Genomic DNA, 20,112 nt, shown 5'->3' with positions numbered 1-20,112 from the left:
TACGATAGGCCCACGCCTGCAGGCCCCCGTCCGCGGGAGCTGCGCGAGCGGTGCACGGGTCGCACCACCCCCGGGGAGCTGCTAACCTTGTGTAACGACCGGCTGGACATCTATGTGTCCGGCCCACAAGTGGAGGCTCCGATCTCCCACCTGACCATCCTCCGGGACGGCAGGTCACCGGTCAGGTGGCGACCATCGTTCCGTACGGACGATGGAGCCGCCCGATGATGCGCCCCGCGGTTGACCGCGGCGGTGTTCCGGTTTTCCAGGAGCCCCGCCTGTGTCCCGTCCGGGGCATTTTTGATGTGCTGGTGCGGTTGGTCTCAGGAAAACAGACGTTACGTGGCTGTCCGCCAGGCGGCCGCGTGGTGCTACCGAGGAGGATCCATCAGCGCCGAGCCCCGCATCAACGACCGGATTCGCGTTCCCGAGGTGCGACTTGTCGGTCCCAGCGGCGAGCAGGTCGGGATTGTTCCGCTTGCCAAGGCCCTGGAACTCGCACAGGAGTACGACCTCGACCTGGTCGAGGTGGCGGCGACCGCCCGTCCGCCCGTGTGCAAGCTCATGGACTACGGGAAGTTCAAGTACGAGTCGGCCATGAAGGCCCGTGAGGCGCGGAAGAACCAGGCGCACACGGTCATCAAGGAGATGAAGCTCCGGCCGAAGATCGACCCGCACGACTATGACACCAAGAAGGGTCACGTCGTTCGGTTCCTCAAGCAGGGCGACAAGGTCAAGATCACGATCATGTTCCGTGGTCGTGAGCAGTCCCGCCCTGAGCTCGGCTTCCGACTGCTTCAGCGTCTCGCTTCGGACGTCGAGGAACTCGGCTTCATCGAGTCGAACCCGAAGCAGGACGGCCGGAACATGATCATGGTTCTGGGCCCGCACAAGAAGAAGACCGAAGCCATGGCCGAGGCCCGTGAGGCCCAGGCCGCCCGCAAGGCGGAGCGTCAGGGCTACGCCCCCGACGCCGAGGCTGCGGAAGAGGCTGCCGAGGCTCCGGCCGAGGCGCAGCCCGAGGCTTCGACCGATACACCTTCCGAGGCGTGACCTCAGGGGGCGCCATCCAGGCGGCCCCGGGTCCCCCCGGAATTCCCACCAAGATCTGACGCCCCTGCTGTCCGGTGCCCGCACCGCGAGGGGCGCCACTGACGAGGAGAGAACGGCGCGATGCCGAAGAACAAGACGCACAGCGGTGCCAGCAAGCGCTTCAAGATCACCGGCTCCGGCAAGGTGCTCCGCGAGAAGGCCGGCAAGCGCCACCTGCTCGAGCACAAGTCGTCCAAGAAGACCCGCTCGCTGACCGGCACGGTCGTCGTGGCTCCGGCCGACGCCAAGAAGATCAAGAAGCTTCTCGGCAAGTGAGGCCAGGCCCCCGGTGAGTCCGGGGGCGCGACCTCTGTCACACCGGGACCAATTCGTTTCCGGGCTGGGTGAGTCGATACCGTGAACACCAGCCCCGCTACAAGGAGTTAACAAGTGGCACGCGTCAAGCGGGCAGTCAACGCCCACAAGAAGCGCCGGGCAATCCTCGAGGCCGCCAGCGGTTACCGCGGTCAGCGCTCGCGCCTGTACCGCAAGGCCAAGGAGCAGGTCACCCACTCCCTGGTCTACAACTACAACGACCGCAAGAAGCGCAAGGGCGACTTCCGTCAGCTGTGGATCCAGCGCATCAACGCCGCTGCCCGCCAGAACGGCATGACGTACAACCGCCTCATCCAGGGTCTGAAGGCCGCCAACATCGAGGTGGACCGCAAGATCCTGGCCGAGCTCGCGGTCAACGACGCCAACGCGTTCGCCGCCCTCGTCGAGGTTGCCCAGAAGGCCCTCCCGAGCGATGTCAACGCCCCGAAGGCCGCCTGATCCAGGGCACACTTCTTGGCTTTGAGCCGGACCCGCAGGCGCTCGTCGTCTGCGGGTCCGGTGCGTTGCACGACGTGTTCCGTACCTCCGCCCGATCCGTACCTCCGCACGTAGAGAGGCCCGCCGCCGACCATGGGCACCCCCGAACTGATCTCCCCGCGATCGCCGCGTGTCGCCGCCGCCCGGCGCCTTGCCCGGCGCAACTTCCGCGGCAAGGAGCGACGGTTCATCGCCGAGGGGCCGCAGGCCGTGCGCGAGGCCGCCGAGCACCGCGGCAGCGACGGTGAGCCGACGCTGCTGGAGCTCTTCGCCACCGTCGAGGCGGCCGAGCGGTACGCCGACATCGTCGACGCCGCCCACGCGGCCGGCGCCCGGGTGCACCTCGCCGACGGCGACACGCTCGCCGAGATGTCGCAGACCGTCACGCCGCAGGGACTGATCGGTGTCTGCCGCTTCCTCGACTCGCCGTTCGAGTCCATCCTCGCCGCGAAGCCCACCCTGGTCGCCGTCCTCGCCCATGTGCGCGACCCCGGGAACGCCGGCACGGTGCTGCGCTGTGCCGACGCCGCGGGCGCCGACGCCGTCGTGCTCACGGACGCATCCGTGGACCTGTACAACCCCAAGTCCGTGCGTGCGTCCGTCGGTTCGCTTTTCCATCTGCCGGTCGCCGTCGGTGTACCGGTCGAGCAGGCGGTGCAGGGGCTGCGGGGCGCGGGCGTACGGATCCTCGCCGCCGACGGCGCGGGCGACGACGACCTCGACGACGAGCTCGACGCGGGCACCATGGGCGGGCCGACCGCCTGGGTCTTCGGCAACGAGGCCTGGGGCCTGCCGGAGGAGACCCGGGCGCTCGCCGACGCAGTCGTACGGGTGCCGATCCACGGCAAGGCGGAGAGCCTCAACCTCGCCACCGCCGCGGCCGTCTGTCTGTACGCCTCGGCGCGCGCCCAGCGCCCCCGCCGCACCACCGGCTGACCGTTCCGCGCCCCGGCCCGTACCCGGCCGCCCGGCGCATCGCAGCGGTGCGCTGCCACAGGGTGTCGCTCCGTCACCGACGACTAGTAGGGTGACGGACTCGGGGCCCACTGCACCGGTTCGAGAGGTGGGGTACGGGAATATGGCAGTCGGCATGAGCAGGCCGCGCGAGTCGCACATCGACCGCGCGGACAGCATCGCGACCGTCACCAGGGTCGCGGACGCGGACGGAGCCATCGACCCCGACGACCTCCCCGACGGTCTCGTCATCGCCGACGAGACGGGCCGGGTCATCTGCTTCAACTCCGCCGCCGCCCGGATCACCGCCGTCCCCCGGGCCGCCGCTCTCGGCCGTCCGCTGGAACACGCACTGCCGCTGGAGGACCTGAAGGGCCGCCGCTGGTGGGCGCTGACCGACCCGTACGGCGGCCTCGCCACCCGGGTCGGACAGCCCGAGCGGAATCTGCTGCTTCCCGGCGGCCGTGAGGTGCTGGTCTCCGCGCGGTACGTACGTGAGCGCCCCACCGGGCCCGTACGCCGGCTGGTGATCAGCCTGCGCGGCACCGAGGCTCGCCGCCGCACCGAGCGCAGCCACGCCGAACTGATCGCGACCGTCGCCCATGAGCTGCGCTCCCCGCTGACCTCGGTCAAGGGCTTCACGGCGACCCTGCTCGCCAAATGGGAGCGGTTCACCGACGACCAGAAGCGGCTGATGCTGGAGACCGTCGACGCCGATGCCAACCGCGTCACCCGGCTCATCGCCGAACTGCTCGACATCTCCCGGATCGACTCGGGGCGCCTGGAGCTACGCCGCCAGCCGGTCGACCTCTCCGCCGCCGTCGAACGACACATCCAGGCCCTCACCGCGACCGGTCTGGCCCCTGACCGGTTCCTCGTCCGCACCCGGCAGCCGCTGCCCGCCGTCTGGGCCGACCCGGACAAGGTCGACCAGGTACTGGGGAACCTGCTGGAAAACGCGGTGCGCCACGGCGAGGGAACCGTCACCATCGAGGTCGCACCCGCACCCGCGACCAGAGACGAGAAGGGAACGGCCGTCACCGTGAGCGACGAAGGCCCCGGTATCCCCGAGGAGTCGATGGGCCGTGTCTTCACCCGCTTCTGGCGCGGGAGCAAGCGTGGCGGGACGGGCCTGGGCCTCTACATCGTCAAGGGCATCGTGGAGGCGCACGGCGGCACGATCACGGTCGGCCGAGGGCCCGGCGGCGGCGCCGAGTTCCGATTTATTCTGCCCGTGGGGGCGCCGGCCTACCTGAAATAGACGAGCTCGCGCAGCAATCAGGCAGGGTGGCGGTGGGCGACGGGAGGGCCTGAGCAGCCCGCGGGCTTCCTCGACCCCTCGCGGCCTTTAGACTCGACCATTGGCACCTTTGTGTCCTCCAGTTGTCGAGCGGGGCCACGGGGGTCCGGGGGTATCCCCCGGTAAGAGCAGTATCAGCCAATCGGAAGCACGGGAAGAGATGTCGGCACCGAACAAGTCGTACGACCCAGTCGAGGTCGAGGCACTGAAACCGGAAGCGATCGAGCGCATGCGGGACGAGGCGTTCGCCGCCTTCGCCGCCGCGGGCGACCTCGACGCGCTCGCCCAGGCGAAGACCGCGCACACCGGCGGTACCTCGCCCCTGTCGCTCGCCAACCGGGAGATCGGCGCCCTGCCGCCGCAGGCCAAGGCCGAGGCGGGTAAGCGCGTGGGCCAGGCCCGCGGCGCCGTGAGCAAGGCCCTCGCCGCCCGTCAGGCGGAGCTGGAGGCCGAGCGGGACGCCCGTGTGCTGGTCGAGGAGGCGGTGGACGTCACGCTGCCGTACGACCGAACTCCGGCCGGCGCCCGCCACCCGCTGACGACCATCATGGAGCGCGTCGCCGACGTCTTCGTGGCCATGGGCTACGAGGTCGCCGAGGGCCCCGAGGCCGAGGCGGAGTGGTTCAACTTCGACGCCCTGAACTTCGTGCCCGACCACCCGGCCCGGCAGATGCAGGACACCTTCTTCGTCCAGGGCACCACGCCCGACGGGAAGCCGACCACGGGCGACGAGTCCGGCGTCGTGCTGCGCACGCACACCTCGCCGGTCCAGGCCCGCACCCTGCTCGACCGCGAGCCGCCCGTCTACGTCGTCTGCCCGGGCCGGGTCTACCGGACCGACGAGCTCGACGCGACACACACCCCGGTCTTCCACCAGATCGAGCTGCTCGCCGTCGACGAGGGCCTCACCATGGCCGACCTCAAGGGCACCCTCGACCACATGGTCCAGGCGCTCTTCGGCCCGGACATGAAGACCCGGCTGCGGCCGAACTTCTTCCCGTTCACCGAGCCGTCCGCCGAGATGGACATGGTCTGCTACGTCTGCCGCGGCGAGTCCGTCGGCAACCCGGACCGCCCCTGCCGCACCTGCGGCAGCGAGGGCTGGATCGAGCTCGGCGGCTGCGGCATGGTCAACCCCAAGGTGCTCATCGCCTGCGGTGTCGACCCCCAGAAGTACAGCGGATTCGCCTTCGGGTTCGGCATCGAGCGGATGCTGATGTTCCGCCACAACGTCGAAGACATGCGAGACATGGTCGAGGGTGACGTCCGGTTCACCCGGCCGTTCGGGATGGAGATCTGATGCGCGTCCCGCTTTCCTGGCTGCGGGAGTACGTCGACCTGCCGGCGACGGAGACCGGCCGTGACGTACAGGCCAAGCTCGTCGCCGTCGGTCTCGAGGTCGAGACCGTCGAGCAGATCGGCGCCGGCCTCAAGGGCCCCCTGGTCGTCGGACAGGTACTGACCATCGAGGAGCTGGAGGGCTTCAAGAAGCCCATCCGCTTCTGCACCGTCGACGTCGGCTCCGCCAACGGCACCGGTGAGCCGCAGGAGATCGTCTGCGGAGCCCGTAACTTCGCTGTCGGCGACAAGGTCGTCGTGGTCCTCCCGGGCGCCGTGCTGCCCGGCGACTTCGCGATCGCCGCACGCAAGACGTACGGCAGGACCTCGCACGGCATGATCTGTTCCACCGACGAGCTCGGCATGGGCGACGACGGTACGCACGGCATCATCGTGCTGCCGCCGGAGCACGAGGTCGGCACCGACGCGATCGAGCTGCTCGAACTCGTCGACGAGGTTCTCGACATCGCCGTCACGCCCGACCGCGGCTACTGCCTCTCCATGCGTGGCGTGGCCCGCGAGACCGCCATCGCGTACGGGCTGCCGCTGCGCGACCCGGCGCTCCTCGACGTTCCCGCGCCGAACGCGTTCGGGTACCCGGTGAAGATCGCCGACCCGATCGGCTGCGACAGGTTCACCGCGCGTACCGTCGTCGGCCTGGAGCCCGAGGCGCGTTCCCCGATCTGGCTGCAGCGCAGGCTGCAGAAGGCCGGGATGCGCCCGATCTCGCTCGCCGTCGACATCACCAACTACGTGATGCTGGAGCTCGGCCAGCCGCTGCACGCCTACGACCGCACCCGCGTCGACGGGCCGATCGGGGTGCGCCGCGCCCAGCAGGGCGAGAAGCTCACCACGCTCGACGGGACGGTCCGCGTTCTCGACGCCGAGGACCTGGTCATCACCGACGACCGCGGCCCGATCGGCCTCGCGGGTGTCATGGGCGGCGCCAACACGGAGATCGCCGACGTCAAGAACGGTGAGAACACCACCGAGGTCGTCATCGAGGCCGCGCACTTCGACGCGATCTCGATCGCCCGGACCGCGCGCCGCCACAAGCTGTCCTCCGAGGCGTCCAAGCGCTTCGAGCGCGGCGTCGACCCGCAGGCCGCGGCCGCTGCCGCGCAGCGCACCGTCGACCTGCTGGTGCTGCTCGCCGGCGGCACCGCCGAGGCCGGTGTCACCGAGGTCACCGCCCCGTCCGCGCCCCGCACCATCGCGATGCCCGCGGACCACCCCGACCGGGTGGCCGGCGTCGCGTACGGCCGTGAGACCGTCGTACGCCGCCTCCAGCAGGTCGGCTGCGACGTCTACGGGCAGGACGAGCTCCTCGTCACCGTGCCGTCCTGGCGGCCCGACCTGGGCGAGCCGAACGACCTCGCCGAAGAGGTCATCCGGCTCGAGGGCTACGAGAACCTTCCGTCCACCCTGCCGACGCCGCCGTCCGGCCGCGGGCTCACCGACCGCCAGCGGCTGCACCGCAGGTTCGGCCGGGCGCTGGCCGGAGCCGGTTATGTCGAGGCGCTGAACTACCCGTTCATCGGCGACGCCGTGCTCGACCAGCTCGGACTCGACGCCGACGACGCCCGCCGTCGTACGGTCAAGCTCGTCAACCCGCTCTCCGACGAGGAGCCGGCGCTGCGCACCACGCTGCTGCCGGGCCTGCTCGGCGCACTGCGGCGCAACGACGGCCGCGGCAGCCACGACCTCGCGCTCTTCGAGACCGGTCTGGTCTTCAGGCCGACCGGCGACGAGACGCAGACCGAACGGCTGACCGTCGACCGCCGTCCCACCGACGACGAGATCGCCGGCCTGAATGCCGCACTGCCGCGTCAGCCGCGCCGCGCCGCGGTCGTCCTCGCGGGCGCCCGCGAGCAGGCCGGCTGGTGGGGCAAGGGCCGCCCTGCCGACTGGGCGGACTCCATCGAGGCCGCCCGCACGATCGCCCGTGAGGCGGGCGTCGAGCTGACCGTCCGCAGCGACCAGCACGCGCCGTGGCACCCCGGCCGCTGCGCCGCGCTGTTCGTGACGGTGGGCGCCGAGGAGACCCTCGTCGGACACGCCGGTGAGCTGCACCCGCGTGTCATCAAGGAGCTCCACCTGCCGGAGCGGACCTGCGCCATGGAGATCGAGCTCGACCTCCTGGAGCAGGCCGTCGACGGTGCGCTCCAGGCGCCGCGGATCTCCACCTTCCCGGTGGCGACCCAGGACGTCGCGCTGATCGTCGCGCAGGACGTGCCCGCCACCACGGTGGAGGAGGCGCTGCGTGACGGCGCCGGTCAACTCCTCGAATCGCTGCGGCTGTTCGACGTCTTCACCGGCGAGCAGATCGGCGAGGGCAAGAAGTCGCTGGCGTACGCGCTGCGGTTCCGGGCCCCGGACCGCACGCTGACCGTCGACGAGGCCACGGCTGCCCGCGACGCGGCGGTCGGCCTGGCTGCCGAGCGGACCGGTGCGGTGCTGCGCGGAGCGTAGTGGGCCCACGGCGACCGTCCGGCGGGTGCGCGTGCCCTCCGGGCGCGATCTCCCCGTGGCCTTGACGGCATGGGAGGGATCCTCGACGGGCTCGAAGGCAAGAGGTGAGGAGGGGGCGTATCCGGTGGACGGATACGCCCCCTCCTCCTGTGCTCGCCGAACGGCGGGGGACCGCACGCGGGCTCCGTCCCGGCCCGGGGGAACCCGGTTCCGGTACGGCCCCGCAGCCACCCTCCGATCAGTGGGCAGTGGGTCGTGCGATCCAGCGCCGCCCGCGCTGCCACGGAGTGTCGGGCAGGTCGGCAGGGCGAACGGCGCGGGTGCGGGTCGTCGACTGTACGAGGGGGAGCAGACGACCCGGCCGCCTCTTGCGAGGCGACTGATTCAACCGATCGGCGCCCAGGCGCAACAGAGTGCGCAGCGGGACGGTTCGGGCATTCCGTTCACACCCCGTGTGAAACGTGCTCCACTGGGGCGACACGCCTCAAGGCGTGTCCGGCGGAGGAGGGGCAATGGAGCCCAACATTCTGCTCGAGGCCCTGATCGACGAGGCGGGCGTCTCCCGGGCGGGCCTCGCCGCGCACGTCAATCGGGCCGGGCGTGCCCGAGGGCTGTCCCTGCGGTACGAACACACCGCCGTGGCACGCTGGTTGAAGGGCCAGCGCCCGCGCGGTCAGGTGCCCGACCTGATCTGTGAGGTGCTCGGCGACCGGCTCCACCGGCCGGTTTCGCTCGACGACATCGGCATGGCATGCCCCGGCGGCGGTGCACCCGTGCCGGCCTCCACGCTCACGGGGTTCGTCGAGCGGGCCACCGCGCTGTGGCGCTCCGACGAACAGCAGCGCCCGCACGTCCTCGCCTCGGCGGCCGTCACCGGTACGACGGCGGTGATGCCGGTCTGGGAGTGGGAGAACCCGCCGGAGGACGCCGATGTCTCCCGTGCCGGTACGACCCGTGTCTCCCCGGCCGACATAGCGACGCTGCGTGCGGCCCGGACCCACTACGAACTGATGTACCGCAGGGCAGGCGGCATCGCGACCCGTTCCCGCATCGTCGGTTTCCTCAACGCCGAGACCGCCCCGCTGCTGCGCGGCGGCTACAGCGATGCGCTGGGCCGCCAGTTGCACCGGGCGACCGGCGGGCTGGTGGCCGTCGCGGGCATCTGCGCCTACGACTCCGACGCGCACGGTCTTGCCCAGCGCTACTTCCACCAGGCGCTGCGGCTGGCCAAGGCGAGCGGAGACCGGGGGCTCGGCGGGTATGTGATCGCCCTGCTCGTCAACCAGTCGCTGTTCCTGGCGGAGTACCGGCAGTCCGTCGCGTTCGCGGAGGCGGCGCTGCGGGCCGCGGGCCGGGACATCACACCCGCGCTCGCCGCTGATCTGTACGCGATGCAGGCCAAGGCGTACGCCCATCTCGGCGACGGCCACGGTGCCCTGGAGTGCATCCGGCGCGCCGAGTCGGAGGCCGGACGGATCCGTCCCGGGCATGAGCCCGACGAGACGGGGTACGTCGAGCCAGGCCTGGTCAATGTGCAGGTGGCCGAGGCGCTGCTCCGCCTCGGCGATCTGCGGGGGGCGCGGGAGCACGCCGGCGCGGCGGTACGGACGCCGGCCCACGACCGGGGCCGCGTGCACCGGCTGGCCATACTGACGCATATCGAGCTACGGCAGGGGGAGGCGGACCGAGCGGCCGGCACGGCGGCCGAAATGGCGGAACGGGTCCGAGGGATGGAGTCGCAGCGGTTGCGGGACCGGCTGCGGGCGGTGCGCGACGATCTGATCGCGAGCGGCTGCGCCGACGCGGAGCGGGCCGCCGAACTCATCGAAGGAGCGCTGCGCGTACCGCTCTGAACATTCCCCTCCGGCGCTGCTCCTGCTGCGATGTTGCCACCAACATGTCGGAAGGTGGCAGAACTGTGCAGTGGACGAATCTGAACGAGCAAACCGTGTATGAAAACCGCTGGTTCCGGGTCAATCTGGCGGACGTCGCACTCCCCGACGGCCGACATCTCGACCACTACCTCGTGCGGCTGCGTCCGGTCGCCGCGGCAACCGTCGTCAACGAGGCCAACGAGGTACTCCTGCTGTGGCGGCACCGGTTCATCACCGACAGCTGGGGGTGGGAACTGGCCGCGGGCGTCGTCGAGGACGGCGAGGACATCGCCGCCGCGGCCGCCCGGGAGATGGAGGAGGAGACCGGCTGGCGCCCCGGCCCGCTGCGGCCGCTGCTGACCGTGGAGCCGTCGAACGGCCTCACCGACGCCCGACACCACCTCTACTGGGCCCAGGAGGCCAGCTGGACCGGGCCTCCGCAGGACGACTTCGAGTCGTCGCGGCGCGAGTGGATTCCGCTCAAGCTGGTGCCCGACATGATCGCCCGGGGCGAGGTCCCGGCCGCCAACATGGTGGCCGGGCTGATGATGCTCCATCACTTACGGCTGGGGTGAGCCCGGGCCGCCGCCCGGACGGGACCCGGGCTCCGTGACAGTCAGGCACGCGGGGCCGGCCGGGGCATCCCCGGCCGGCCCCGTGCGGCTCCGATCAGCGGTCAGGAGTACGGGTAGAAGCCCGAGCCCGTCTTGCGGCCGAGCCGGCCCGCGTCCACCATCCGCTGGAGCAGCGGGGGAGCGGCGTACAGCGGCTCCTTGAACTCGGCGTACATCGAGTCGGCGACCGAGGCCACGGTGTCCAGACCGATCAGGTCGGAGAGCTTCAGCGGGCCCATCGGGTGGGCGCAGCCGAGCTCCATGCCGTTGTCGATGTCCTCGCGACTGGCGATCCCCGACTCGAACATCCGGATCGCGGAGAGCAGATACGGGATCAGCAGCGCGTTGACGACGAAGCCGGAGCGGTCCTGGGCGCGGATCGGGTGCTTGTCGAGCACGTCCTGCACCAGGGCCTCGGCGCGCGTGACCGTCTCGTCGGACGTGGTCAGCGCGGGGATCAGCTCGACGAGCTTCTGCACCGGGGCCGGGTTGAAGAAGTGGATGCCGATGACCTGGTCCGGGCGGGAGGTGGCGACGGCCAGCTTCACCAGCGGGATGGACGAGGTGTTGGAAGCCAAGATCGCGTCCCGACGGGTCACCACCTGGTCGAGCACCTGGAAGATCTCGGTCTTGACCTGCTCGTTCTCCACGACGGCCTCGATGACGAGATCGCGGTCCGCGAACTCGCCGAGGTCGGTGGTGAAGCTGAGGCGACCGAGTGTCTCGTCGCGTTCCGCCTCCGTGATCTTGCCGCGTTCGGCGGCCTTGGAGAGGGAGTTGTGGAGCCGGGTGCGACCGATCTCCAGCGCCTCGCCGGTGGTCTCGGCCACCTTGACCTCGAGGCCGCTGCGGGCGCACACCTCCGCGATGCCTGCGCCCATCTGGCCACAGCCCACCACTCCGACGCGTGCAATGTCGGCCATAGAGTCCGTCACCTCGTGCCTTTCGCTGATCTCCGTTCGGCGGACACCCGTCTGATTCCGGGCCCTGCCTCGACCCCCAGACGTTACTCCGCGGCCTATGGACCATGACGGGCCGGGGCGGGCATGCTCAGCGTTACGCCCGACACCAGGGCGATGGATGAGGACACAGAGACGGCAGGTGGCAACGGAATGCGGCAAATCGCCCGAAGGGGCTTTGTGGCGGGTGCGGCCGGAGTGGTCGCGGGGGTAGTTGCAGGAACCGCGGGGGCGGGTGAGGCCGTCGCCGTACCGCAGACCGTTCCGAAGGCCCGGACAGGTGCGTCGTCCGAGCAGCAGGCCCGCTCCCACTCCGTCGCCCGGCGTGAGCTGCGCGGCATGTGGGTCGCCACCGTCGCCAACATCGACTGGCCGTCCGCGCCCGGACTGACGGCGGCGGAGCAGCAGGCCGAGCTGATCGCCTACCTCGACGAGGCGGTCGACCGGCGGCTGAACGCCGTGATCCTCCAGGTCCGCCCGACCGCCGACGCGTTCTGGCCGTCGCCCTACGAGCCGTGGGCCCAGTACCTCACCGGGGTCCAGGGCCAGGACCCCGGCTGGGACCCGCTGGGCACGGCCGTCCGCGAGGCGCACCGGCGCGGCCTCGAACTGCACGCCTGGTTCAACCCGTACCGGGTGGCCAACCACACCGACCCGTCCAGGCTGATCCCCACCCATCCCGCACGGCTGCACCCCGACTGGGTCCTGCCCTACGGTGGGAAGCTCTACTACAACCCCGGACTGCCCGAGGTCCGCCGTTTCGTCCAGGACGCCATGCTCGACGCGGTCCGCCGCTACGACATCGACGCCGTCCACTGGGACGACTACTTCTACCCGTACCCGGTCGCCGGACAGGTCTTCGACGACGACGCCACGTACGCGAAGTACGGCGCGGACTTCCCGGACAAGGCCGCCTGGCGCCGCGACAACACCGACAAGCTGGTGCGTGAGACCGCCGAGCGGATCAAGAAGATCAAGAAGAACGTCCAGTTCGGGATCAGCCCCTTCGGAGTCTGGCGCAACGCCGCGACCGACCCGCTCGGCTCGGACACCAAGGCAGGTGTGCAGACCTACGACGATCTGCACGCGGACACCCGCGGCTGGGTCAAGAAGGGCTGGATCGACTACATCTGCCCGCAGATCTACTGGAACATCGGCTTCGCCGCCGCCGACTACGCCAAGCTGCTGCCCTGGTGGGACGAGGTCGTACGGGGGACGGGCGTCGATCTCTTCGTCGGCGAGGCGCTCTACAAGGCCGGCGACCCGGCCCAGCCGGCCGCCTGGCAGGACCCGGCCGAACTCTCCCGCCACCTGGACTTCGCCGCCGCCTACGACCAGGTACGCGGCCATGTCTACTTCTCGGGGAAGGACGTCGTTACCGACCGGATCGGCACGATGGCGCAAGTGGTCGCCGACCACTACCGACACAGGGTGCGCCCTCCTCGCTGACCCGAGGGGGCCGGAGGGGAGCGCACCCGGCTGTGGTGGTGCGGTCGGGGATGGTCCGCCCGGGGGCCCCTAGAGGGTCTCCGGGCCCCGGCGCCGGACCACGGTGTGCTGGACGACGGTGTCAGGACCTGGCGAAACCAGGTGTTCGTGTCCGTCGTCGGCGCGGACGCGGTACGGGGGAGCGCCCCCGGCACCGAGCACTTCGACGATCTCTGCGACCTTGTCGGGCTGGCCCACGGTCCTGCCGTGCGTCAGCAGCCGGTCGCCCGGGTGTGCCTCCATCGGGAGTGACCTCCTCACGGGTGGCGTTCCTTGTCGACAAGTCTATGGCCGGACGCCCTTGCCCACCGGACGGACCACCGCCTGGCCCCCGACCGCTGGGTGGCCGCGATGCAGACGAGCACGGCCACCGCCGCCACCGGCGCGGCCGACGAGACCTCCTCGCCGAGCAGCAGGAACGACCACCCAAGGGTGAGCAGCGGCTGCGCGAGCTGAAGCTGACTGGCCCGCGGAACACCGATCTCCGCCATGCCGCGGTACCAGACGTACAGGCCGACGAAGGTCGAACCCACCGCGACCCACACCAGGCCGATGATCCCGTGCGCGGTCAGCCGCACCGGCTCGAAGGGGAGCGCGACCGCCGCGCCCGCCACCATCAGCGGCGTCGCGAGGACCAGCGCCCAGCCGATCACCTGCCACCCAGGCATGACCCCCGCCAGCCTGCCGCCCTCCGCGTACCCCGCCGCGCACACCAGCAGCGCGCCGAACAGATACAGATCGCCCGCGGACAGCGCGCCGCCGCTCTGCTGCACGGTGAAGGCAATGACCACGGCCGCCCCGGCCAGCGCCGCGATCCAGAACGTACGTGGCGGGCGCGTCCCGGTCCGCAGCGACGAGAGCACCGCCGTGGTCAGCGGCAGCAGCCCCACCACGACCGCCGCGTGCGACGACGTGGAGGTCTGCAGGGCCAGCGTCGTCAGCAGCGGGAAGCCGATCACCACACCGCCCGCGACGACCGCGAGCCCGCCCCAGTGGCTGCGGTCCGGTACCGGGACCCGTCCTGCGACCAGCATCCCGCCCGCGATCAGCGCAGCGAGCAGGCTGCGCAGGATCACCAGCGACCAGGGGCCGAAGCTCTCCAGCCCCCAGACGGTGGACGGAAACGTCAGCGAGAAGGCGACCACGCCGAGTCCGGCGAGAAGAGTGCCGCTCCTGCCCGCCGGCGGCGCAACCGCTATCGATATGGATCGGGTAGCGCTATCCTTTGCTGTCATGCAAGAGCGTAGCAGTGTCGCCGAATTGGCCAGTTCCCTCCGGGCTGAACTGAACCGCTACTCACCAGGTGGGAAGCTGCCGTCGAGTCGGGCCCTCGTGGAGCGCTTCCGGGTCAGCCCCGTGACCGTCTCCCGGGCCATCGCGCAGCTCGCCGCCGAGGGGCTCGTCGTCACCCGCCCCGGCTCCGGCGCCTTCCGGGCGCAGCCCCGTACCGACGCGTCCACGCCCGGCGACACCTCCTGGCAGGAGATCTCCCTCAGTGGCGACGGCGGCCCCGAGGTCGTGCCGCGAACCGTCGACGCGTCCGGTGTCCTGATCACACTCGTCGCACCGCCGCCCGGCGTCATCGAACTGAACGGCGGCTACCTCCACCCCTCGCTCCAGCCCGAACGGGCACTCGCCGCCGCCCTCGCCCGGGCCGGCCGCCGCCCCGGAGCCTGGGGCCGCCCGCCCACCGACGGCCTCACCGAACTGCGCGCCTGGTTCGCCCGCGAGATCGGTCCCTCGCTCACCGCCGCCGACGTGCTGATCACCGCGGGCGGCCAGAGCGCCCTGGCCACCGCCCTGCGCGCCCTCGCCCCGCCCGGCGCCCCCGTCCTCGTCGAATCGCCCACCTACCCGGGCATGCTGGCGGCCGCCCGCGCCACCGGACTGCGGCCGGTCCCGGTGCCGGTCGACGCCGACGGGGTGCGACCCGAACTGCTCGCCGCAGCCTTCCGGGCCACCGGCGCGCGCGTCTTCGTATGCCAGCCGCTCTTCCAGAACCCGACCGGTGCGGTCCTCGCCCCGGACCGGGGCGGCGAAGTCGTCCGGATCGCCCGCGAGGCGGGGGCCTTCGTCGTCGAGGACGACTTCGCCCGCCAGCTCGTCCACGACGACGCGGGCCCGTTGCCGGCGCCGCTGGCCGCCGACGACCCCGACGGCGTCGTCGTGTACGTCTGCTCCCTCACCAAGGTCACCGCACCCAGCCTGCGGGTGGGTGCGCTGGCCGCCCGCGGACCGGTACGGGAACGGCTGCGTGCCCTCCAGGTCGTCGACAACTTCTTCGTCCCCCGCCCGCTCCAGGAAGCCACCCTGGAACTGGTCGGCTCCCCGGCCTGGGGCCACCATCTGCGGTCCGTATCGACGGAGCTGAAGAACCGGCGGACCGCCATGACGGCCGCGCTGAGGATGGAACTGCCCGACTTCTCGCTCCCGTACATCCCCGCGGGCGGCGGCAGCCTCTGGCTGCGGCTGCCGGACGCCGCAACGAGCGCGGACGAAGCGGCGCTCGTCTCGGCCGCACTGCGCGCGGGCGTCGCGATTGCGCCGGGTCGCCCCTACTACTGCGCCGAACCTCCGTCCGCCCAGGTGCGGTTGAGCTTCGCCGCGGTCGCCGGAGCGAGCGAGATCACCGAGGGCGTGCGGCGGCTGCGCGTCGCCTGCGACAAACTCTTCGCCGCCCCCGGCCCGCACCACCTATCCTCCGGACATGACTGACAGCCCCCAGCAGCGTTACGAGATCTCGTCCGATTCGGCCCGGCTTGACCCCGCCCGGATCCACCACTGGCTCTCCACGGACGCCTACTGGGCCCTCGGCCGTACCCGCGAGAAGCAGGACCTGGCCATCGCTGGATCGCTCAACTTCGGTGCGTACGACACCACTTCGGGGGAACAGGTCGGCTACGCCCGGGTGGTGACGGACCATGCCACCTTCGCCTGGCTCTGCGACGTGTACGTCGAGCGGTCGGCCCGCGGTCACGGTCTCGGCACCCGGCTCGCCGCCGCCGTGCGCGACCACCTCGCCCCGGCCGGCATCCGCAGGCTCACGCTCGCCACCGACGACGCCCACGGGGTCTACGAGAAGGTCGGCTTCAAGCCGCTGGGGAACCCCGAGAAGTGGATGTACCTCCGGCTCGACGCCGTCGGATCCGTCTGACAAGGCGCCCCCTTGACCTGGGCGGCGTTCCGCTCCACGATCTCCGCCATGAGTGTTCGAGTCTCGCTCGTCGCCGCGGCGCGCAGCTCCTCACGGCTCGCCGAGCGCTTCGACGACGACCGGCCGCTCGACCAGGCCGGCTGGCACGAGGTGCAGCTCGCCGCGCAGGCCCTGGTGCCCCTGGGTGCCGCCGAACTGCGCTACTGCTCGCCGACGGCACGCAGCCGCGCCACCGGGGAGGCGCTCGGCTACGCCCCGATGGCCCAACCGGCTCTGCGTGACTGCGACATGGGCCGCTGGCGCGGCTTGACCCTCTCCGATGTGGCGGCCCGCGAACCGGGCGCGGTGGACGCCTGGCTCGCCGACCCGCGCTCGGCGCCGCACGGTGGCGAACCCCTGCTCGCGTTCATCACGCGGATAGGGGGCTGGCTGGACACCCGCCCCGCCTGCGAGGGTTCGATCGTCGCAGTCGCGGAGCCCGCCGTCGTCCGGGCCGCCCTCGTCTATGCACTGGGGGCGCCGCCCTCGACGTACTGGAACGTCGACGTCCGCCCGCTCTCCACCATCACGCTCACCGGCCTGCCGGGGCGCTGGAGCCTGCGCCTCGAAGCGGGATCCCGCTGATCCGGTGAACCGTCCCGCCGTGAGAGTGTCCGACATCTTCCCGGCGGTCCGACCAGTCGGTATGTTGCCCATCGACCCTGACCACCAGGCATGCCCAGGCGAGGGAGGCCACCGTGCCGCAGATCCACGGCCACTGCGACGACCGATTCTCAGGTGTGCGCGCCGCATTCGAAGCGAATTTCCGGGAGCGCGACGAACTCGGCGCGGCCGTCACCGTCCTGGTCGGCGGGCAACCCGTGGCCGACCTCTGGGGCGGCTGGGCCGACGAGGCCCGTACCCGCCCCTGGGAACGGGAGACCCTGGTCAACGTCTGGTCCACCAGCAAGGGCCCGACCGCGCTCTGTGCTCACATCCTCGCCGACCGGGGGCTGCTCGACTTCGACGCCCCCGTGGCCACGTACTGGCCGGAGTTCGCCGCGGCCGGCAAGGAAGCCGTTCTCGTGCGCCATCTGCTCTCGCACCGCTCGGGCGTGGCCGGACTGCGCGAGCCGCACAGCTTGGCCGATCTGTACGACTGGGAGGTGACCACCACCCGGCTGGCGGCGACCGAGCCCTGGTGGGAGCCCGGAACCCGATCGGGATACCACGCGCTCTCGTACGGCTTCCTGGTCGGTGAGGTCATCCGCCGGATCACCGGACTGCTGCCGGGCGAGTTCCTCCGGCAGGAGGTCACCGGACCGCTCGGTATCGACTTCACCATCGGCCTTCCCGAGAAGGAGGCGGACCGCGTCGCGGAGCTCGTCGTGTCGAGGTCCGCCGCGGGCGAGCAGGCGGCACTGTTTGCCCGGATGGCGCTGGTGGCCGTCGCTTCGCTGCTCAACCCGCCCACCGGCGCGCCCGCAGCCAATACGCCCGAGTGGCGTGCCGCGGAGATCCCCGCGGCCAACGGCCACGGCACCGCCCGCGCCGTCGCCGCGCTGTACGGGATCTTCGCCGGCCGGGGCCAGCTCGGTGACCGGCGGATCCTCTCCGAGGAGGCCGCCGAGCGAGCCCGCGAGGGTCAGGGCAGCTGCCGGGACCTGGTGCTCGGCATCGGCTTCGACCACGACACGGAGATCGCCCTCGGCCTGTGGCTGAGCGGCCCACAGGGTTCGTACGGCCCCAACCCGCGCGCTTTCGGTCACGACGGTGCGGGCGGATCCTGCGGCCTCGCCGACCCGGAGGCGGGCGTCGCCCTGGGGTACGTCATGAACCGGATGGGCCCGCGCATCGCCGACGACCCGCGCAAGATGGCGCTGATCGAGGCGGTGTACGAGGCGCTCTGACGTGTCGGCCGGGCCGGTTCCCCGGCCCGGCCGCGAGGTCCCTTCACAGGTGTCGGGCACTCGGCCCGCGGCGTCGGCCACGAGGAGGACGTGGGCGGCGGGCCCGTGCGTGTGTCTGTATGTGTGCGGGGTGCGGTTCAGGCGAGCCGGGTGGGCTCGTCCCGCAGGCCGGCCCCGGTCTGCTCCCGGATTTCCCGGTCGTCCGCGTGGCCGTGCACCGACACGGCCAGATCACTGGTGGCGCGGACCACTTCCTCCGGCTCACCGGAGAGGGCAAGGGCGCATTTCGTCTCGCTGGGGTACTCCCGGCAGTCGGTGACCTTCCGCATGAGGCACCTCCTTGCTCCCTTCCACTCTATTGCGGCCGTTCGCGCCGGGTCAGTCCTCCTGGCGTGCGCGGGCGACGGCGAGCGTGACGGCCTCGGCGATGCCGGTCTCCGCGGTCGCCTTGTCGATGCCCAGCCCGCTCAGCACGCCCGAGCCGTCCTCGTGCTCCAGCAGGGCGAGCAGGATGTGCTCCGTGCCCACGTAGTTGTGGCCCATCCGCAGGGCCTCCCGGAACGTCAGCTCGAGCACCTTGCGGGCCCCGGCGTCGTACGGGATGAGCTCCGGGAGCTCGTCGGCCGCGGGCGGCAGCGCCTCGGTCGCGGCCTCGCGGACGGAGTCCGGCGCGATGCCCTGCGCCTTGATGAATGCCGCGGCGAGCCCGTCCGGCTCGCTGAGCAGCCCGAGTGCCAGATGCTCGGGCAGGATCTCGTCGTTGCCTGCGGCGCGGGCCTCGTTCTGTGCGGCCATCACGACGTTCCGCGCCCGCGGGGTGAACCGGCCGAACCCCTCACCGGGGTCGAGGTCCGACGGTTCGCCGGGAGCCTTGGCGACGAAGCGCTTCTGGGCCGCCTGCCGGGTGACCCCCATGCTCTTGCCGATCTCCGTCCAGGAGGCTCCGGAGCGCCGGGCCTGGTCGACGAAGTGGCCGATCAGATGGTCGGCCACGTCACCGAGGTGGTCCGCGGCGATGACCGCGTCCGAGAGCTGCTCGAGAGCGTCGGAGTGGACATTCTTGATGGCCTCGATCAGCTCGTCGAGCCGGACCGGGTTCGTCATGCGTACGGGATTCGTCATGTGTCAACTGTAAGTTGACAGTCATGCAGTGTCAACCATCGGTTGACACTGCATGACTGGGTGAGGTCTGTGCGCAGACGCACCCGAGCGCGCCGGACCGGCAGGTGGCCGGCCCGACGCGCTCGGGTGCGGTTCGCGAGAGGAGGGGCGGTGTCGCGTCCGGAGGGGGCCGGGAGGCGTGATCCATCCCGGCCAGGCACCTCAGGTGCGCCCGCGAGTCCCTCGTGCGGTCAGAGGACGCCGCAGTCGGCGATGGTGACCTTCGCCCGTGTCTTGCCGCTCTGCGAGCCGTAGCTCTCGATCTTCTTGACCAGGTCCATGCTCTCCTGGCCGTCGACCTCGCCGAACACGACGTGCTTGCCGTCCAGCCACGACGTCACGATCGTGGTGATGAAGAACTGCGAGCCGTTGCTGTTCGGGCCCGCGTTCGCCATCGAGAGCAGACCGGGCTTGGTGTGCGTGAGCTTGAAGTTCTCGTCGGCGAACTTCTCGCCGTAGATGCTCTTGCCGCCGCGGCCGTCGCCGCTGGTGAAGTCGCCACCCTGAAGCATGAAGTCGGGGATGACCCGGTGGAAGGAAGAGCCCTTGTAGCCGAAGCCCTTCTCGCCGGTCGCCAGCGCGCGGAAGTTCTCCGCGGTCTTCGGGACCACGTCGTCGAACAGGTTGAACGTGATCCGCCCGGCGGGCTCGTCATTGATGGTGATGTCGAAAAAAACCTTGGTCGTCATGGTTCCATCCTGACATCCGGGCTGTCGGTCACCGCCGCAAGGGGTGGCCCGAGGGCCCGATCGCCCGGGGACGGCCAGGTGGACCGGGGGTGGGACCCCCTGCGGGCGCGGGCGCAGATCGAGATGACGCTGCATCAGAAAAGTTTGCGCGGAGCCCTTTGCCCGCGCTCCGCATCGCAGTCCAGGCTGATGTGTCGCGCACGGCCACCGCTCCCCCTCCCGCGTTCCACCGCGGACGCACCGTGCCCCTGCGGGTAGCTCTTCGGGTCGTACGCGGACGGTGCTCGTCATCGGGCACGACCCGGCGGAACTGCA

General features: G+C 71.1%; 20 protein-coding genes. 14 read left to right on the top strand and 6 right to left on the bottom strand.

Going from position 1 to position 20,112, the window contains the following annotated elements; genetic code table 11:
• Positions 1-303 precede the first annotated feature (303 nt).
• The 9 genes from infC to ACIA8E_RS20670 all read left to right on the top strand — a co-directional run bounded on the left by infC (position 304) and on the right by ACIA8E_RS20670 (position 10,418).
• Positions 304-1,053, top strand: coding sequence for a translation initiation factor IF-3 (gene infC / locus ACIA8E_RS20710; RefSeq protein ID WP_399300134.1), 750 nt, complete (start codon positions 304-306; stop codon positions 1,051-1,053).
• A 120-nt stretch (positions 1,054-1,173) separates the two neighbouring features.
• Positions 1,174-1,368, top strand: a complete 195-nt coding sequence (gene rpmI, locus ACIA8E_RS20705; RefSeq protein ID WP_030918579.1) for a 50S ribosomal protein L35 — start codon at positions 1,174-1,176, stop codon at positions 1,366-1,368.
• A gap of 114 nt (positions 1,369-1,482) precedes the next feature.
• Positions 1,483-1,866 carry a 50S ribosomal protein L20 gene (rplT, locus tag ACIA8E_RS20700; protein ID WP_003970214.1) on the top strand — a complete coding sequence of 128 codons (384 nt, stop codon included), beginning with the start codon at positions 1,483-1,485 and terminating at the stop codon, positions 1,864-1,866.
• A gap of 132 nt (positions 1,867-1,998) precedes the next feature.
• Positions 1,999-2,841 carry a TrmH family RNA methyltransferase gene (locus ACIA8E_RS20695; protein WP_399300129.1) on the top strand — a complete coding sequence of 281 codons (843 nt, stop codon included), beginning with the start codon at positions 1,999-2,001 and terminating at the stop codon, positions 2,839-2,841.
• Positions 2,842-2,983: 142 nt separating this feature from the next.
• Entirely contained in the window at positions 2,984-4,120 is a 1,137-nt protein-coding gene (locus tag ACIA8E_RS20690; protein ID WP_399300126.1) for an ATP-binding protein, read from the top strand.
• 199 nt (positions 4,121-4,319) lie between these two features.
• Positions 4,320-5,459 (top strand): phenylalanine--tRNA ligase subunit alpha, encoded by a 1,140-nt coding sequence (gene pheS / locus ACIA8E_RS20685; protein WP_399300123.1) that lies wholly within the window; start codon positions 4,320-4,322, stop codon positions 5,457-5,459.
• Entirely contained in the window at positions 5,459-7,969 is a 2,511-nt protein-coding gene (gene pheT, locus ACIA8E_RS20680; RefSeq protein WP_399300120.1) for a phenylalanine--tRNA ligase subunit beta, read from the top strand. The genes pheS and pheT overlap by 1 nt, the downstream gene beginning before the upstream one ends.
• Before the next feature lie 512 nt (positions 7,970-8,481).
• On the top strand, positions 8,482-9,822 hold the full coding sequence (locus ACIA8E_RS20675) for a transcriptional regulator (protein WP_399300117.1): 1,341 nt from the start codon (positions 8,482-8,484) through the stop codon (positions 9,820-9,822).
• 65 nt (positions 9,823-9,887) lie between these two features.
• A complete protein-coding gene (locus ACIA8E_RS20670; RefSeq protein ID WP_399300114.1) occupies positions 9,888-10,418 on the top strand; it encodes an NUDIX hydrolase in 531 nt (176 codons plus the stop codon).
• 101 nt (positions 10,419-10,519) lie between these two features.
• On the opposite strand, the gene ACIA8E_RS20665 is transcribed toward ACIA8E_RS20670, so the two are convergent.
• Positions 10,520-11,380, bottom strand: coding sequence for a 3-hydroxybutyryl-CoA dehydrogenase (locus tag ACIA8E_RS20665; RefSeq protein WP_030918597.1), 861 nt, complete (start codon positions 11,378-11,380; stop codon positions 10,520-10,522).
• A 189-nt stretch (positions 11,381-11,569) separates the two neighbouring features.
• Between ACIA8E_RS20665 and ACIA8E_RS20660 the strand changes: the two genes are divergently transcribed.
• Positions 11,570-12,865 carry a glycoside hydrolase family 10 protein gene (locus ACIA8E_RS20660; RefSeq protein WP_399300378.1) on the top strand — a complete coding sequence of 432 codons (1,296 nt, stop codon included), beginning with the start codon at positions 11,570-11,572 and terminating at the stop codon, positions 12,863-12,865.
• Between the two features lie 69 nt (positions 12,866-12,934).
• Here the strand turns inward: ACIA8E_RS20660 and ACIA8E_RS20655 are convergent, their stop codons facing one another.
• Both ACIA8E_RS20655 and ACIA8E_RS20650 read right to left on the bottom strand, forming a co-directional pair.
• Complete coding sequence (locus ACIA8E_RS20655; RefSeq protein ID WP_399300111.1) at positions 12,935-13,147, bottom strand: DUF1918 domain-containing protein; 213 nt, start codon at positions 13,145-13,147, stop codon at positions 12,935-12,937.
• Between the two features lie 14 nt (positions 13,148-13,161).
• Positions 13,162-14,139 carry a DMT family transporter gene (locus tag ACIA8E_RS20650; protein ID WP_399300108.1) on the bottom strand — a complete coding sequence of 326 codons (978 nt, stop codon included), beginning with the start codon at positions 14,137-14,139 and terminating at the stop codon, positions 13,162-13,164.
• On the opposite strand from ACIA8E_RS20650, the gene ACIA8E_RS20645 reads away from it, so the two are divergent.
• From ACIA8E_RS20645 to ACIA8E_RS20630, 4 genes are all read left to right on the top strand, one after another.
• Entirely contained in the window at positions 14,138-15,619 is a 1,482-nt protein-coding gene (locus ACIA8E_RS20645) for a PLP-dependent aminotransferase family protein (protein WP_399300105.1), read from the top strand. The genes ACIA8E_RS20650 and ACIA8E_RS20645 overlap by 2 nt on opposite strands.
• Positions 15,612-16,058 (top strand): GNAT family N-acetyltransferase, encoded by a 447-nt coding sequence (locus ACIA8E_RS20640; RefSeq protein ID WP_399300102.1) that lies wholly within the window; start codon positions 15,612-15,614, stop codon positions 16,056-16,058. The genes ACIA8E_RS20645 and ACIA8E_RS20640 overlap by 8 nt, the downstream gene beginning before the upstream one ends.
• Before the next feature lie 48 nt (positions 16,059-16,106).
• Positions 16,107-16,682, top strand: a complete 576-nt coding sequence (locus ACIA8E_RS20635) for a histidine phosphatase family protein (RefSeq protein WP_399300098.1) — start codon at positions 16,107-16,109, stop codon at positions 16,680-16,682.
• A gap of 113 nt (positions 16,683-16,795) precedes the next feature.
• Entirely contained in the window at positions 16,796-17,947 is a 1,152-nt protein-coding gene (locus ACIA8E_RS20630; protein WP_399300095.1) for a serine hydrolase domain-containing protein, read from the top strand.
• A 137-nt stretch (positions 17,948-18,084) separates the two neighbouring features.
• On the opposite strand, the gene ACIA8E_RS20625 is transcribed toward ACIA8E_RS20630, so the two are convergent.
• The 3 genes from ACIA8E_RS20625 to ACIA8E_RS20615 all read right to left on the bottom strand — a co-directional run bounded on the left by ACIA8E_RS20625 (position 18,085) and on the right by ACIA8E_RS20615 (position 19,797).
• Positions 18,085-18,276, bottom strand: a complete 192-nt coding sequence (locus ACIA8E_RS20625) for a DUF1059 domain-containing protein (RefSeq protein ID WP_399300092.1) — start codon at positions 18,274-18,276, stop codon at positions 18,085-18,087.
• A gap of 49 nt (positions 18,277-18,325) precedes the next feature.
• Positions 18,326-19,069, bottom strand: coding sequence for a Clp protease N-terminal domain-containing protein (locus tag ACIA8E_RS20620; protein ID WP_399300089.1), 744 nt, complete (start codon positions 19,067-19,069; stop codon positions 18,326-18,328).
• 230 nt (positions 19,070-19,299) lie between these two features.
• Positions 19,300-19,797, bottom strand: coding sequence for a peptidylprolyl isomerase (locus tag ACIA8E_RS20615; RefSeq protein ID WP_352266105.1), 498 nt, complete (start codon positions 19,795-19,797; stop codon positions 19,300-19,302).
• Between the last annotated feature and the right edge of the window lie 315 nt (positions 19,798-20,112).

The sequence above is a fragment of the Streptomyces sp. NPDC051664 genome, from assembly GCF_044453545.1.
GTDB lineage: Bacteria > Actinomycetota > Actinomycetes > Streptomycetales > Streptomycetaceae > Streptomyces.
Note: the sequence above shows the minus strand (reverse complement) of the source record. Positions and strands in the feature narration are given on the sequence as shown.

Bases quoted from the DNA above. Each gene is read 5' to 3' on its own strand.
- ACIA8E_RS20665 (WP_030918597.1), bottom strand. From the start codon at position 11,380: ATGGCCGACATTGCACGCGTCGGAGTGGTGGGCTGTGGCCAGATGGGC.
- pheS (WP_399300123.1), top strand. From the start codon at position 4,320: ATGTCGGCACCGAACAAGTCGTACGACCCAGTCGAGGTCGAGGCACTG.
- ACIA8E_RS20640 (WP_399300102.1), top strand. From the start codon at position 15,612: ATGACTGACAGCCCCCAGCAGCGTTACGAGATCTCGTCCGATTCGGCC.
- ACIA8E_RS20625 (WP_399300092.1), bottom strand. From the start codon at position 18,276: ATGCGGAAGGTCACCGACTGCCGGGAGTACCCCAGCGAGACGAAATGC.
- ACIA8E_RS20695 (WP_399300129.1), top strand. From the start codon at position 1,999: ATGGGCACCCCCGAACTGATCTCCCCGCGATCGCCGCGTGTCGCCGCC.
- ACIA8E_RS20635 (WP_399300098.1), top strand. From the start codon at position 16,107: ATGAGTGTTCGAGTCTCGCTCGTCGCCGCGGCGCGCAGCTCCTCACGG.
- ACIA8E_RS20645 (WP_399300105.1), top strand. From the start codon at position 14,138: ATGCAAGAGCGTAGCAGTGTCGCCGAATTGGCCAGTTCCCTCCGGGCT.
- ACIA8E_RS20675 (WP_399300117.1), top strand. From the start codon at position 8,482: ATGGAGCCCAACATTCTGCTCGAGGCCCTGATCGACGAGGCGGGCGTC.
- ACIA8E_RS20650 (WP_399300108.1), bottom strand. From the start codon at position 14,139: ATGACAGCAAAGGATAGCGCTACCCGATCCATATCGATAGCGGTTGCG.
- ACIA8E_RS20655 (WP_399300111.1), bottom strand. From the start codon at position 13,147: ATGGAGGCACACCCGGGCGACCGGCTGCTGACGCACGGCAGGACCGTG.
- pheT (WP_399300120.1), top strand. From the start codon at position 5,459: ATGCGCGTCCCGCTTTCCTGGCTGCGGGAGTACGTCGACCTGCCGGCG.
- ACIA8E_RS20660 (WP_399300378.1), top strand. From the start codon at position 11,570: ATGCGGCAAATCGCCCGAAGGGGCTTTGTGGCGGGTGCGGCCGGAGTG.
- ACIA8E_RS20690 (WP_399300126.1), top strand. From the start codon at position 2,984: ATGGCAGTCGGCATGAGCAGGCCGCGCGAGTCGCACATCGACCGCGCG.
- ACIA8E_RS20615 (WP_352266105.1), bottom strand. From the start codon at position 19,797: ATGACGACCAAGGTTTTTTTCGACATCACCATCAATGACGAGCCCGCC.
- ACIA8E_RS20620 (WP_399300089.1), bottom strand. From the start codon at position 19,069: ATGACGAATCCCGTACGCATGACGAACCCGGTCCGGCTCGACGAGCTG.
- rpmI (WP_030918579.1), top strand. From the start codon at position 1,174: ATGCCGAAGAACAAGACGCACAGCGGTGCCAGCAAGCGCTTCAAGATC.
- infC (WP_399300134.1), top strand. From the start codon at position 304: ATGTGCTGGTGCGGTTGGTCTCAGGAAAACAGACGTTACGTGGCTGTC.